Consider the following 13,216-nt stretch of genomic DNA (forward strand, 5'->3'; position numbering starts at 1 on the left):
GCTAGAGAGACAAGTACATGAAAATGGCTGCCATTTTTGCACTCACCTGGATTGGCTTCACCTCAGCGGGTGCATTTGCCGGTGATCGGAACCAGGACTATCGAGAGGCAAACAGGCGCCACTGGGAGCAGCAGCGGGAAATGGATCGAGCCGCAGACAGGAAACACCGCGAGCGCCATCAAGAGAGGGAGCGGGAAGAACGCAAGCATTATGAGAAAATGGAGCGGGAAGAGGCCAGGCGTAGAGCGCAGTACTATCAAGAGCGGTAGAACGTCTGCCGCGAGTGGCTTCATCAGGCGCCTGATTCTGTCACTGCCTATATATCCGGAATTGAACTGGCCTGTAGCATGCAGAGACCTATGCCTCAGCAGAAAATCCGGATCAGACTATAACTTGACAGCCGTGGTCTGACCCGACTCTGCGATTTTGGCGCGATCTAGTTACCTTTACAAATATCTGGAAAAACCAAGCTTGAAAGTTCCTTGAAATTATTAGCATCAAGAAAACTCATGTCCTGCTTCGCGATCACGCGTCCAGGATAGCTTTTTTTCTTTCTGTCAAAAGTTGTGGAAACGAAGCCATGGTTATCGACCATTCTAAGCGCCTTTGAAATACGCTCAGGATAGCTCTTGCCTGCCCACTTCCGCAGGGTATCTTCTGGCGCGCCACGCAAGTTCAGCTCCTCGCAAACGGCCTCTTGAACAAATCTACCAAGATCGCAGGATGCGATTAGCCGAGCATCAATTGCGGCTAGATACCGCATGAGTATGGAAACGAGTGTAGAAATATCCTTAAGAGATGGCTCGCTCTTAGAACTGTATCGCTCAAGGGTTTTTTCGAAGTCTATACCGGCATGCTCGGCAGCCAGATACTCCTTATCCGCGATCAAGTCCGAAACGACCTTGGGATCTAGCGGATCCGTATCCATGTCGTGTACGAGTACATTGCGCCATGCAACCAATAGGACCACAGCCGAGTGATAGGACGGTCTTAGAGGAATGGCGGAAATGGCAGGTCCGTTCAAGGTTTGAGCGTGGGAAAAAAGCCCACCACAACGAGCATTCAACGATAGCGTTTTTTGTTTGCCACAGAACTTTTCCGAAAAATCACGCAGGACAGACTTGATCTCGGATGGGCGATCGATGACTTCATTCAGTCGCGTCTCGAGCATTGATATGCCGCTTGGCGTGAGCGCCTGGCCCCTTTGGATAATCTGAGGCTCTTTTCTCAGCACTGAACGTAAGGTCATATCAGCCAATGGGCTCGGACCAACGCCTAAGTCTTCAAGGTAATGATCCAAGGCATCACAGGCCGTTACCATCAAAGACTTTATTGCAAACCCTCTTGCCTCACGCTCAGCCTGGATGAGATCACCAGGAGCCCAACTAACAGCAAGATCCTTGGGTTTCAACGCGATTCCTGCACCGACCCCGCATAAACCGATCACGACACTGTTCAGGTTTCGCACCGGATTGCCAAGCTTGGTACGGAACAGCTTCAAAGCTCGCGTACGTAAAATTATAGTGCTCGTCATATTGCTGCTTAACGTGAAGTAGGCCGGATTCGAACCGGCATGGAGAAAACTTCTTCTCCCCCGCGGATAATGTAAAGCCGAAGCTTAAGTAAAGGGCGGGTGAGCTTACCGATGCTCAACTACTCCGCCGCGGATAGTACCAACGCAACTGAGTGATATCAACTCAACATCACTCAGAATGAGCCCGCTTCGGCCTCCGGGTAACGTTCGTTTGAGTGCCTCCATGCCGCCAAGCACAGTACTATCTGTAATCAGCCAATGAAAAAGGACCTTTCCTTGAACAAGAAACAACGTGACGACATCAGCAAGCTCCTCAGCTACGTACTACGCCATGCCCCCGAATCCATGGGGCTCGTCCTGGACCGCGACGGTTGGGCCGACATTGATAATCTGATTTCGAACGCCAACCAACATGGCCATACCTTCGACTACCAGATGCTGCACGAGGTGGTCGAGACCAACGAAAAGAAGCGTTTCACGCTCTCTGAAGATGGTCAACGCATCCGAGCCGCACAAGGTCACAGCACCGGGCAGGTCCAGGTGCAACACGTCGAAAAAACACCACCTGCCCAGCTCTATCACGGAACCGCCAGCCGCTTCATGGCCTCCATCGAGGTGCAGGGCTTGATGCCAGGCAGTCGGCACCATGTCCATCTGACTGAAAGTCCCGAAACAGCAATGGCCGTTGGCAAGCGCTATGGACAACCTGTACTACTCGCTGTTGATGTACAGGGTATGAGAGAGGCAGGGGTTCGGTTCTTTCAGGCGGACAATGGCGTTTGGCTGGTGGAGTCGGTACCTGCGGCCCACTTGAAGACGGTAGAGGACAAAACTCACACATGAATGGGTCCGTTTTTTACCGTGGTCTGACCCCGATTTCCCGCTATGACCCCGATTTCTCATGCCCGGACGAACGTCTTTCCAGCGGATTATGAAAGAAGCGCTCTCAGTTGCGCGGGAACGGCTACAACTTCTTTGGTTTCCGGCGAGACACATACATGAGTGACATTCGCCACAAAAGATAAGGGCCCATTAACAATGAACCCTTCGACCAAAAACTTGAACGAATGAACGCCCAACTTCGCCACGCTGACTTTGATAGACAACTCATCATCCCACGTCAAAGGCATCAGAAACTCCATTGACATGGCGCGTACGGGCGGCAATATCTCAAAGCCCATCAGGGTTCTAAGACCGGGCGTGCCCAGCCATTCATCGAGTGCCACATAGATAGCCTCTACTGAAAAATATGAAAATCGCGGTGTGTAAACCACTCCTGCCGGATCACAGTCGCCAAACAAAACAGTTCTACTGACGAAAACCGCCTTGGGCATTGGTCTATTTCCCTTTAGTTTTCAGATCCTTGGTACATATTTGTCACTCAAGGATGATAACCATAATGAGCGTAGAAAGCCGTATTAATACCTGGGACCGGCTTTCGCCGGTTCCGTGAGTTCATTGTCCAACCGCCCCCTCATACCGCCGCTGAATCCGCTCCAACTCCCCGGAACGCCGCAACTGCTCTAACGCACTGGCCCACGCCGCCACCACTTCATCGTCACTGTCAGGGCTGAAGGCGATGTACAGCGACGAGCGATACAGTTCGATAGGAATTCGCCGCAGCGTGCCCGGCGCGATGTTCAACTGACGGCTGTAGTAAGCCACGCCCGCATCGGTGTCGCCGATGATGATGTTGGTGCGTCCGGCAAGCAGCATGCGGTAAAGCAGCTTGCTCTCGGTGGCGCTTTTATCCAGATTGTTGAAGCCCAGCGACTGCAACATCTGCGGCACCAGGCCGGCGTGGCGGGTGGTGATCTGCGGGGCACGCAGCAGTTGTTCCAGGGAGTTCACCGGCGGCGTACTGGCCAGTTGATAGGGATGGATGGACTCTTCCACGATCGGTCCGACCCATTTGTACAATGGCTCGCGCTCCGGTGTGCGGAACAGTGAGTACATGATGGTCTTGGGTCGCGTCTTCAGTACCTGGGTGGCTCGCATACTCGGCTGCAACAGCACCTCGAAGTCATTCCCGGTGAGCGCCATGATGGCCCGGACGATCTCGGTGGTCATGCCGGTGAGCTGATTGTTTTCCTGATAGTTGTACGGTGCCCACTCTTCGGTGATGACTTGATACTCCTCGGCCCCGGCATCAACCGTGCCGAGCAACAGGCAGAGCAGCGCTGCAGCCGGTGTCGAATGTCTCACGTGTTCTCCCGCCGGATTGTTCGGTGTTTGTACATGGATGAAGCCTGATTCAAGGGGGCAAGGTAAGCATAGACCCAAACACACGCCCAACAGTTGACGCAGTCCACATTCCGCCCCTTAGCAACCCCCAGGCCTTGGTGTACGATCAGCGCGATCCGGATATCGGCCAGCGTACGCGGCGCTCCCCTTTCGCCCTTCTCCCTGTGACCCCGCCCACATGAATCCAATCGACCCACTGTCGTTTCAACGCATCATCACCGCCCATGGCAACGTCGAAGGCGCGGCGTATTTCGACGCTGAGGAAAGCCTCGTCCATGACGTGTTTGCTGACCGCATCGTTTTCCAGACCAACTACCTGGATTACCGCAGTTATGAGGTCGATCTCGCCGAGGGCAGCGTACGCGTGCGCAAGACGCGGCTGGATAACTACTCGCGCGGCCATAAGGCACAGGTGATCGATGACGACATGGACGACGAGGACTGGGCCGAGCTCGGTAGCCTGTGGCAGCGCTTGAGCCACGACCTGGACACCCAGGAGCAAGGGCCGCAGCCCGATTTGGCCGAGACCCTGGCCGATCTGTTTGATTGCCTGTTCGACGAGGCGCGCGCGCAGGCGCTCATTCAGGACATCCCGGCGCCTACCGGGCAGTGGGATTGGGCTTGGAAGCAGGTTGAGTCAGCGCTCACCGAGGCCAATCAGTTGGCGGGGTTCGAATGGAAGGAGTGGTCGTCCTACGGGGTCGATGCCGTCAATGCCCTCGCCCCGCTGCGGCAACTGGGCATTGAAATCCCTGCACCTGAGCGTAAAGCCATCGATGCAGTCAACCGCGCCAACGATTGGGAACGTGCGCTCCTGCAGTATTTCAACGCCCAGCTGGAGGCCCATGACTTGAAGTTGTTGGCCATCGGCACGCACTTCGATGAATACCAGGCCTTCGCCTGCCTGCCCATGAACGGTCTGGGCCTGATCAACGCCCTGGAGATCATGGGCAGGCTGGGCATCGTCTACAAATATTAAGCAACTGACGCCACGCGCTTTCGGTCCGTTTTAACAAGCCCATAAAGGGCTACCCCTCCTTTGAGCCTCGAAGTGACGACATGACAAACTGTGATCAATGCGGGTTCCTCCTCCCTTACGACACTGCTGCTTGCCCGCGATGCGCCGGGGAAATTCAGTACATGGTAGAGGCACACGCGCCAAGGTCCCAGCCGTCGAAAGGGCAGAAAATCCTGAAATGGGTGCTGATCGGTATTGTGGTCGCAGTGCTGGCAGCGGTGGCGGCGGTCATGTGGATCTTGCACTCGCTGGGGCCGATGCCTTCTTTTGGTTGATGGCGACAGATACTTCCCAACCCACGGATGGATGAACACATGAAAACCACCATCGATCACCTCGTCATCGTGGCAACGGACCTCGATACCGGCTGCGCGTTCGTGACTGACGCATTGGGCGTCGCCCTTCAACCTGGCGGCGTCCATTCACGCATGGGCACCCATAACAGGCTGCTGCACCTTGGCCCCGGGCTCTACCTCGAAGTGATTGCCGTGGACCCGTCCGCCATACGTCCGGACCGGGCACGCTGGTTCGGCCTTGATCAATTGGCCCCCCATTTCCCGGCACGCCTGGCGACCTGGGTGGCACGTACCGATGATATCCATGCGGCTCGTGATGCCTGCCCTGACCTTGTCGGGGATGTCGAACCCATGACGAGAGGGACATTGAATTGGCAAATAACCATACCGACTGATGGAAGCCTCCCTATGGCCGGATCAGTCCCCACCCTCATTCAATGGGCGTCTGGGCCTCATCCGGCGGACATGCTCCAGGACAAGGGCTGCACGCTATTGGCACTGGATGTCTTTCATACGAATCCGGAAAAAATCAAAGCGATCCTGACGGCCATGAACTTTTCTGGCCCGGTCCATCTTCATGCACTGCAAGCGCCTTCGGCACCCTACCTGGTTGCGCATATTCAAACGCCAAATGGCCTGAAGACATTGCCGCTTTTACACGTGTGACCGTTTGGGGCGGCTTCGCCACCCAGCGGGAGCAAGCTCCCTCGCCACGAAGATTCACCTCGCAACCGAAGCGAAACGCAGCTATTGGAATTTTCCAATAGTTGCTATCGATACCGGCGCCGTTCTCGTCCACGGCCTCTCTCTCTAATCTGCCCACCAACGCGATCGACGACGATCGCCGCAGATCAAACCGACCTTATGGAGAGAGAAACGATGAACACATTCAACCGCACCCTCGCTGTCGCCACCCTGGCATTGGCCACCCTCAGCGCCGAGGCCGCGTCGCCTGTCCAGGCCGCTGCCAGTGCGTCTGCTGTCGGCAGCGTGGTCCAGTCCGCCAGCTACATCACCACCAAGGATGGCGTCCAGCTGTATTACAAGGACTGGGGCCCGCGCGATGGTCAGGTCGTGACCTTCAGCCACGGCTGGCCACTGGACTCCGACAGCTGGGAAGGCCAGATGATGTTCCTCGCCTCGAAGGGTTATCGCGTGGTGGCTCACGATCGTCGCGGTCACGGTCGCTCCAGCCAGCCTTGGGAAGGCAACGACATGGATCACTACGCCGATGACCTGGCGGCGGTGATTGAAGCGCTGGACCTGAAGGACGTCACCCTGGTGGGCTTCTCGACAGGGGGCGGTGAAGTGGCTCGCTACATCGGCCGTCACGGCACCGCTCGAGTGAAGAAAGCCGTGCTGGTGTCCTCTGTCCCGCCGTTGATGCTCAAGACAGACACCAACCCTGGTGGCTTGCCTATCGAGGTGTTCGATGGCCTGCGCAAGGCGTCCCTGGAGAACCGCTCGCAGCTGTACCTGGACATCGCCTCGGGCCCGTTCTACGGCTACAACCGCAAGGGCGCCAAGCCATCCCAAGGGCTGATCCAGTCGTTCTGGGTGCAAGGCATGCAGGGTGGCAGCAAGAATACCTATGACTCGATCGCGGCATTCTCGGCTACCGACTTCCGCGGCGATCTGAAGAAGTTCGATGTGCCGACGCTGGTGATTCATGGCGATGACGACCAGATCGTGCCTATCGACGCTTCAGGCCGGGCCTCGGCGGCGCTGATCAAGGGCGCTCGACTGATCGTCTACCCTGGCGCGCCGCACGGCCTGACCGAGACGCACAAGGATCGTCTGAACCAGGATCTGCTGACCTTCCTCAAGGAATAAAAGCCCAGATCCCTTGTGGGAGCGAGCTTGCTCGCGATGGCGGTAGATCAGCTTGCCTCAATGCTGAATCTGCCTACGCCTTCGCGAGCAAGCTCGCTCCCACAGTTGCTCCAGGATGGATCTCGGGTTCAATGCCGCAACAACTTACGCAATGGAATCTCATCCTTGCGCACCGGTGACTTGATGACGATGTAGCTGAAGTACTTGGAGATGCCGATGTTCTTGTCCAGCAGGCTTTCCATCACGTCCTGGTAGTCCTGGATGCTGCGGGTCATGAAGCGCACCAGGTAGTCGTAGCCGCCGCTGATGAGGTGGCATTCGAGTACTTCATCCACCAGGCGGATGTTGGATTCGAACTTGGCGAAGTCCTCACGCTTGTGGTCGCTCAGGGTGACTTCGGTGAAGACCGTTACCGAATCGGTAATCTTGGCCAGGTTCAGATGGGCCTTGTAGCTGGAAATGTACCCCAACGACTCCAGTCGTTTGACCCGCTGCAGGCACGGGCTGGCGGACAAGCCCACGGCATCGGCCAGGCTGACGTTGGTCATGCGGCCATCTTTTTGAAGCTCTACCAAAATGCTGATGTCGATCCGGTCCAGTTTCGCTAAACCTTCCATCGCATACCTCTTGCCTGCCGTTTGTAAGACAATCTTCTAACAAAATCAGCGTCGTAAGGACAGCTGATGCTGAGCGACCAGATCAGCCATGCTGTTGATGCAGTAGTCCGCCGCACAGGGCGCGGGAGACATATCGGCGTTGCGGCAGATCAGGCAGACAGCCCCAACCGACCGTGGGTGGGCGCCGGGACGGGTCACCTGGAGAATCGTCTCGGCGCTCAGGCCATTGGCCGCCAACCAATCGTGATCCTGCAACGGGTCGCTCGCCAGCGAAATAAAATCATCAGGCTCGATGCCCAGGCGCTCGCACAACACGCCCCGGTCCTCGGCATCGCGATCCCCCTGCACCAACAACCGATAGAACTTGCGCAGGTAGAGCATCGCACCCGGCGCATCCTCGAACAGCGTCCAACCGGCAGCCGAGCGGGCGAAGCTCATGCCCTCCTCCCAACTGACCTTGAGCTTCCAGCGCTCGGCCAATTGACGGTGGGCGAAACACAGCAAGCCGCTGAAGCCCAATTCGCCGAAACGCGGGTACAAGGCTTGCAGCACCTCGTCAAAATCGGCGAGCACCTGTGCTTTGTCCAACGGCTCGCCATGGTTTTCCAGCAACGGTTGCAACGCCGTCCAGACGCCGGAGTCCCGATCCACCAGGACCTCATCGCAGTCGATCAACAACGCCCGATATTCAGTCAGCCTCATCTGTAAAGCCTCCGATGATGTCCCATCGATCAACGCTCCATTAACAACCGCCACTGACGCTCGCCCAGGCAAACGTCATGAACGCGGGCGTCAGCCCAGGACGCGTGCCAAGGCGCCGTCGAGAATCTGCAACGCTTCGTCGATCTGCGCCTCGCTGGTCACCAGCGGCGCCAGGAAGCGCAAGACGTTGCGGTACACCCCGCACTTGATCACCAGCAAACCACCGGCCCGGGCTTCGTCGATCAGGCGTTGGTTCAGGTCGGCGTCCGGGGTGCGCGCGTCGTCATGCTTGATCAGTTCGATCGCCAGCATGAAGCCGCTGCCGCGCACGTCGCCGATCTGCGGGTAACGGGTTTGCAGATGCAACAGGCCCTGGCGCAAGCGCTCACCCAGGACTTCACCACGGGCCAGCAGCTGTTCCTGCTCGTACGCCTCGATCACCGCCAGCGCCGCCGCGCACGACAGCGCATTACCGCCGTAAGTACCGCCCAGGCCACCCGGCAGTGGAGCGTCCATGATCTCGGCCTTGCCAACCACGCCCGACAGCGGCAAGCCACCGGCGAGGCTCTTGGCGACCGTGACCAGGTCCGGCTGGATGCCGGCGTGCTGGAAGCCGAACCATTTACCGGTGCGACCGAAACCGGTCTGGATTTCATCGAGAATCAACACAATGCCATGCTTTTGCGTCAATGCGCGCAGGCCCTGCAAAAACTCGACGGGGGCCGACAGGAAACCGCCATCGCCCTGCACCGGCTCGATGATGATCGCTGCGACCCGTTCAGGTGCCACTTGAGTGGCCAGCAGCTCGTCCAGTGCCTGGAGCGCCATCGCGCTGGTGACGCCGCGATAGGCATTCGGATACGGCGTGTGGAAGACCTCCGGGGCGAACGGACCGAAGTTCTGTTTATACGGCTGGCTCATGCCGGTCAGCGTAGTGCCGAGCAAGGTCCGGCCATGGAACCCGCCGCGAAAGGCAATCACGGCCGAGCGGTTGGTGTGGGCCCGGGCGATCTTCACCGCGTTTTCCACCGCTTCGGCACCCGAGGTGAAAAATGCGGCTTTATAGGCATGCTGGCCGCCGATCATTTCGCACAGGCGCTGGGCCAGGTCCAGGTAAGGCTTGTAGGCCACGACCTGGAAGCAGGCATGGGAGATCTTCTGCAGCTGGGCCTGCACGGCCGCGACGACCTTGGGGTGATTGTGGCCGATGTTCAACACACCGATGCCGCCGACGAAGTCCAGGTAGCGCTTGCCGTCCACGTCCCATAATTCCGAGCCCTGGGCCCGATCGATCACCAACGGGTGCGCGGTGACCAGGCCACGTGGCACGAATTGATCACGCTGACGGAGCAAACTTGGGGTTTCTTCGACTTTACTGTTCATTGGCATTTCCCATCGTGAGCCTCGCACCCAGGAAGCGGCTGCGGTGTGTTCACAGGTTAAGCGTTCGACGCGATTGTCTAAGCCGAACTTGGTCGTTGAGAAATTCGGATCGACTGTTTACACCCCGGCAAACAGCAGAATCCTCCAGAGGCATTCCAGCCCCATGGAATCTGCCGCAAGAGGCACCTTGCAACGCAGCGTGATGCTGCTACACCGGCCCTTTCGACAGATCCTGCTCTTGCATTGAGGCATGCTAGGGGCTCCTTGATTTCAGGCGAGAAGTGACCCATGGCCCTGCTCTATAAAGCTGACCCGGTACGCGGCGAACACTGGCGGCGCCTGTTCGCCGAACACGCGCCGGACATCGAATGGCGTGCCTGGCCAGACATCGGCGACCTGCGGGATATCCAGTACCTGGCGGCCTGGCAGGCACCGGACGACATCGAAACGCTGTTGCCGAATCTGCGAGTGCTATTCGCCTTGTCAGCCGGCGTGGATCAACTCGACCTAAGCCGCTTGCCGACGACGCTGCCGGTGGTGCGCTTGCTCGACCCCGGCATTAGCCAAGGCATGTGCGAGTACGCCAGTTTCGCCGTGCTCAGCCTGCACCGGGACATGTTGCGCTATCGCCAGCAACAGGCCGAACGGTGCTGGCGAGCACACCGGCTGGTGCCGGCCGGGCAACGCCGGGTGGGCGTCATGGGCCTGGGTTTGCAGGCACGGCAGATACTTGCCACCTTGAAGACCTTTGGTTTTGCCTTGTCCGGGTGGGCCCGCAGCGAGCATCACATCGAGGGGGTGGCGTGCTTTGCTGGTGAGGAGCAACTGCCGGCCTTTCTCGGTCAATGCGAGATTGTGCTGTGCGTCCTGCCGTTGACCGAACAGACCCGAGGGATCCTCAACCGCCAGCTGTTCCAACACCTGCCCAAGGGCGCAGCGTTGGTCAACATGGGCCGAGGTGGGCACCTGGTGGAAGAGGACCTGCTTGAAGCCCTTGCCGACGGCCAACTCAGCGCCGCGGTGCTGGATGTCCTCGAGCAGGAGCCGGCGCCAGCGGACCATCCCTTCTGGCACCATCCCCACATACTGTTGACCCCGCACATCGCGGCGATGACTCAGCCTGAAAGTGCCTTTGGCGTGTTGCTGGAGAACATCCGCCGGCATCAACGGGGTGAATCGATGCTGGGCCTGGTTGATCGTGAGCGCAGCTATTGAGCCCTGACGGCCTCTGGTTTCGATCTGAACAGCGAAAAAACGACCCGGTATTTACTGCTGGCCAAGCGTCTGATTTGAGCAAGAAATGTGGCCGGCAGGGCCGTTGCTTACGCAAGATACCGAATCGATGTGCCGCCCTTGTCAGGCCCGGTGGCAGGTGAGATACAAAGACTTTCAGCGCACATATCCATCCGATTTCGTCCCTTATTTTATGGTGATCAGCCATGTCCATTTCGCAACGCCCTACTTATTTCTATCGCGCCATGACCGCCACCGACGTGCCTGCGGCCCATGCCTTGTCCGTGCAGTTGAAATGGCCCCATCGCCTGGAAGACTGGGCGATGTTGCAACGCGTCGCCCAGGGGTTTGTCGTGGAAGACCTGGGTCGTTTGATCGGAACGGCGTTCACCTGCGCCCAGGGGGACTACGCCACCATCGGCCTGGTGATTGTCGACGATGAGTACCAGGGCCAGGGAATCGGTCGCAAGCTGATGGAACTGGCAATCGAAGCTTGCGGCTCGCGAACCGCCATCCTCAACGCGACCCTGGCCGGTGCCCCGCTGTATGCCAGTCAGGGGTTCGTTGATTTTGGGCATATCCAGCAGCACCAAGGGCAAGCGCTGGTTCCGGCCCCACTGGAACTGGCCGCCGGCGAGCGCTGCCGCGAGCTGAGCGCAGCCGATCACGCCGAGCTGATCAAACTGGCCAATGCCGGGAGCGGGCTGGAGCGGAGCGTTGTGCTCAATGACCTGTTCGAGGTCGTTGAACATTCAGCGGGTATCGAGCGCGACGGTCACTTGTGCGCCTTCGCCCTGCTGCGCCCCTTCGGCCGTGGCCGCTGCATTGGCCCGGTCATCGCCCAGAACCTGGAACAGGCCCAACACTTGATCGCCGTGCTGCTGGCTCAGGTGCCGGACGCATTCGTTCGCATCGACATCCCTTCAAGCAGCGGCCTGGCCCCTTGGCTGGAAGAGGCCGGGCTCAAGCAGGTCGACACCGTCGCCCAAATGGCACGGGGCACGCCCCCGCAGGCGAGCGGTGCGGTTCGACAATTTGCGCCGGTGACCCAGGCCATTGGCTGAAACCCACACTCCCCTCAACGCTTCCCTGGAGAATCATCTTCATGCTCGAACCCACTGCAGTGCTGTTGGCACACGCCGATGGCAGTCTTGCCTCAACCCCGTTCACCCCGGGCTCGCTGGGCGCCAACGATCCGTTCGACCGACTCATCGCCTATGCCGGGGCGGATGGCATGGCTGCCGGCGTGGTCCGGGCGAACGGGCTGTTCAGCGTCGATGAATACCCCTTCAGTGAGACGCTCGTGGTGCACGCCGGCGCAGTGACGCTGCGCAGCCAGGGGCAGACGCTGCAGCTCAAGCCGGGTGAAAGCGCGGTGATCGGTCGGGGCACGGCACTTGAGGTCGAGGCGCAGCCCGGCTCGCTCTGGGCCTTCTGTGCCGAGACCCAACGCATCGAAGCGCACCTTCCCGGGCTGACGGCACTCCCCGCCCACACCCTGCTCTCGCCTTCTGCTGCCCCGGATGACGAGATCCTGCTCAGCCCGCCGCCGCAATGTCGCTCGCACAATCTGTTTGTCGAAGAAGCGAGCAACCTGCGCATCGGTATCTGGGACTCGACGCCCTACACCCGCAAGTCACGACCGCACAAACTGCATGAGCTGATGCACCTGCTCGAAGGCAGCGTCACCTTGCAGGCGGCCGATGGCAGCGACTTGACGGTCAACACCGGCGACACCGTTTTCGTCCCGCTGAATGCACCGTGTGCCTGGAAAAGCAGCGTCTATGTGCGCAAGGTGTACGTCGTCAAGTAATCCGGTGTATGGCAGCACTTGCTCGCGATGGCGGCGGCACAGCCAACATCACCACTAGCTGATCCACCGCTATCGCGAGCAAGCTTTGCTCCCACAACGGGTTGCGGGTGGATGTGAAATCTGCGGCCAACCGAGAACCCAATGTGGGAGCGGGCTTGCTCGCGATGGCGGCGGCACAGCCAACATCACCACTAGCTGATCCACCGCTATCGCGAGCAAGCTTTGCTCCCACAACGGGTTGCGGGTGGAGGTGAAATCTGCGGCCAACCGAGAACCCAATGTGGGAGCGAGCTTGCTCGCGATGGCGGCGGCACAGCCAACATCACCACTAGCTGATCCACCGCTATCGCGAGCAAGCTTTGCTCCCACAACGGGTTGCGGGCGGAGGTGAAATCTGCGGCCAACCGAGAACCCAATGTGGGAGCAACTGTCTTGGATGATTTATTTAGCCATCTTTTCCAGGGACAGCGAGGCTCCCACAGCTCTGGGCTATGCAAGTCTGAAGGGGATTCCCATAATCACAATTCAGGCGATGCGGCCCTT

Annotated in this window: 15 protein-coding genes and 1 tRNA gene; 9 read left to right on the plus strand and 7 right to left on the minus strand. The window is 58.8% G+C overall.

Features of this window, described 5'->3' with window-relative positions:
* The first annotated feature begins 17 nt into the window (after positions 1-17).
* Positions 18-269, plus strand: a complete 252-nt coding sequence (locus tag KGA89_RS19220) for a hypothetical protein (protein ID WP_223472288.1) — start codon at positions 18-20, stop codon at positions 267-269.
* Between the two features lie 167 nt (positions 270-436).
* Here KGA89_RS19220 and KGA89_RS19225 read toward each other — a convergent pair whose 3' ends face one another.
* Both KGA89_RS19225 and KGA89_RS19230 read right to left on the minus strand, forming a co-directional pair.
* Positions 437-1,501, minus strand: a complete 1,065-nt coding sequence (locus KGA89_RS19225) for a hypothetical protein (protein ID WP_223472289.1) — start codon at positions 1,499-1,501, stop codon at positions 437-439.
* Positions 1,502-1,548: 47 nt separating this feature from the next.
* Positions 1,549-1,660, minus strand: a tRNA-OTHER gene (locus tag KGA89_RS19230).
* A 150-nt stretch (positions 1,661-1,810) separates the two neighbouring features.
* On the opposite strand from KGA89_RS19230, the gene KGA89_RS19235 reads away from it, so the two are divergent.
* Positions 1,811-2,377 (plus strand): RNA 2'-phosphotransferase, encoded by a 567-nt coding sequence (locus KGA89_RS19235; protein ID WP_003203156.1) that lies wholly within the window; start codon positions 1,811-1,813, stop codon positions 2,375-2,377.
* Positions 2,378-2,463: 86 nt separating this feature from the next.
* Here KGA89_RS19235 and KGA89_RS19240 read toward each other — a convergent pair whose 3' ends face one another.
* Positions 2,464-2,868 carry an acyl-CoA thioesterase gene (locus KGA89_RS19240; RefSeq protein WP_223472290.1) on the minus strand — a complete coding sequence of 135 codons (405 nt, stop codon included), beginning with the start codon at positions 2,866-2,868 and terminating at the stop codon, positions 2,464-2,466.
* A 121-nt stretch (positions 2,869-2,989) separates the two neighbouring features.
* Positions 2,990-3,739 carry a substrate-binding periplasmic protein gene (locus tag KGA89_RS19245; protein ID WP_003203157.1) on the minus strand — a complete coding sequence of 250 codons (750 nt, stop codon included), beginning with the start codon at positions 3,737-3,739 and terminating at the stop codon, positions 2,990-2,992.
* Positions 3,740-3,956: 217 nt separating this feature from the next.
* Between KGA89_RS19245 and KGA89_RS19250 the strand changes: the two genes are divergently transcribed.
* The 4 genes from KGA89_RS19250 (at position 3,957) to KGA89_RS19265 (ending at position 6,925) form a co-directional block, all read left to right on the plus strand.
* Positions 3,957-4,757 (plus strand): hypothetical protein, encoded by an 801-nt coding sequence (locus KGA89_RS19250; protein ID WP_114731367.1) that lies wholly within the window; start codon positions 3,957-3,959, stop codon positions 4,755-4,757.
* A 161-nt stretch (positions 4,758-4,918) separates the two neighbouring features.
* Complete coding sequence (locus KGA89_RS19255; RefSeq protein WP_003203160.1) at positions 4,919-5,071, plus strand: hypothetical protein; 153 nt, start codon at positions 4,919-4,921, stop codon at positions 5,069-5,071.
* A gap of 39 nt (positions 5,072-5,110) precedes the next feature.
* Positions 5,111-5,758 (plus strand): VOC family protein, encoded by a 648-nt coding sequence (locus KGA89_RS19260; protein WP_223472291.1) that lies wholly within the window; start codon positions 5,111-5,113, stop codon positions 5,756-5,758.
* A gap of 213 nt (positions 5,759-5,971) precedes the next feature.
* Positions 5,972-6,925 carry an alpha/beta fold hydrolase gene (locus KGA89_RS19265; RefSeq protein WP_003203164.1) on the plus strand — a complete coding sequence of 318 codons (954 nt, stop codon included), beginning with the start codon at positions 5,972-5,974 and terminating at the stop codon, positions 6,923-6,925.
* 128 nt (positions 6,926-7,053) lie between these two features.
* Here KGA89_RS19265 and KGA89_RS19270 read toward each other — a convergent pair whose 3' ends face one another.
* The 3 genes from KGA89_RS19270 to gabT all read right to left on the minus strand — a co-directional run bounded on the left by KGA89_RS19270 (position 7,054) and on the right by gabT (position 9,627).
* Complete coding sequence (locus KGA89_RS19270) at positions 7,054-7,542, minus strand: Lrp/AsnC family transcriptional regulator (protein ID WP_003203167.1); 489 nt, start codon at positions 7,540-7,542, stop codon at positions 7,054-7,056.
* Positions 7,543-7,587: 45 nt separating this feature from the next.
* Positions 7,588-8,244, minus strand: a complete 657-nt coding sequence (locus KGA89_RS19275) for a hypothetical protein (RefSeq protein WP_003203169.1) — start codon at positions 8,242-8,244, stop codon at positions 7,588-7,590.
* 90 nt (positions 8,245-8,334) lie between these two features.
* Positions 8,335-9,627, minus strand: a complete 1,293-nt coding sequence (gene gabT, locus KGA89_RS19280) for a 4-aminobutyrate--2-oxoglutarate transaminase (protein ID WP_003203170.1) — start codon at positions 9,625-9,627, stop codon at positions 8,335-8,337.
* A gap of 288 nt (positions 9,628-9,915) precedes the next feature.
* Here gabT and KGA89_RS19285 point away from each other — a divergent pair, with 288 nt between their 5' ends.
* The 3 genes from KGA89_RS19285 to KGA89_RS19295 all read left to right on the plus strand — a co-directional run bounded on the left by KGA89_RS19285 (position 9,916) and on the right by KGA89_RS19295 (position 12,673).
* Positions 9,916-10,842 carry a 2-hydroxyacid dehydrogenase gene (locus KGA89_RS19285; protein WP_223472292.1) on the plus strand — a complete coding sequence of 309 codons (927 nt, stop codon included), beginning with the start codon at positions 9,916-9,918 and terminating at the stop codon, positions 10,840-10,842.
* 224 nt (positions 10,843-11,066) lie between these two features.
* Complete coding sequence (locus KGA89_RS19290) at positions 11,067-11,924, plus strand: GNAT family N-acetyltransferase (protein WP_223472293.1); 858 nt, start codon at positions 11,067-11,069, stop codon at positions 11,922-11,924.
* Between the two features lie 41 nt (positions 11,925-11,965).
* Positions 11,966-12,673 (plus strand): cupin domain-containing protein, encoded by a 708-nt coding sequence (locus KGA89_RS19295; protein ID WP_013693669.1) that lies wholly within the window; start codon positions 11,966-11,968, stop codon positions 12,671-12,673.
* The last annotated feature ends 543 nt before the right edge of the window (positions 12,674-13,216 follow it).

Origin of the sequence: Pseudomonas sp. A-RE-22 (assembly GCF_019956035.1) — a bacterium.
Classification (GTDB): Bacteria; Pseudomonadota; Gammaproteobacteria; order Pseudomonadales; family Pseudomonadaceae; genus Aquipseudomonas; species Aquipseudomonas brassicacearum.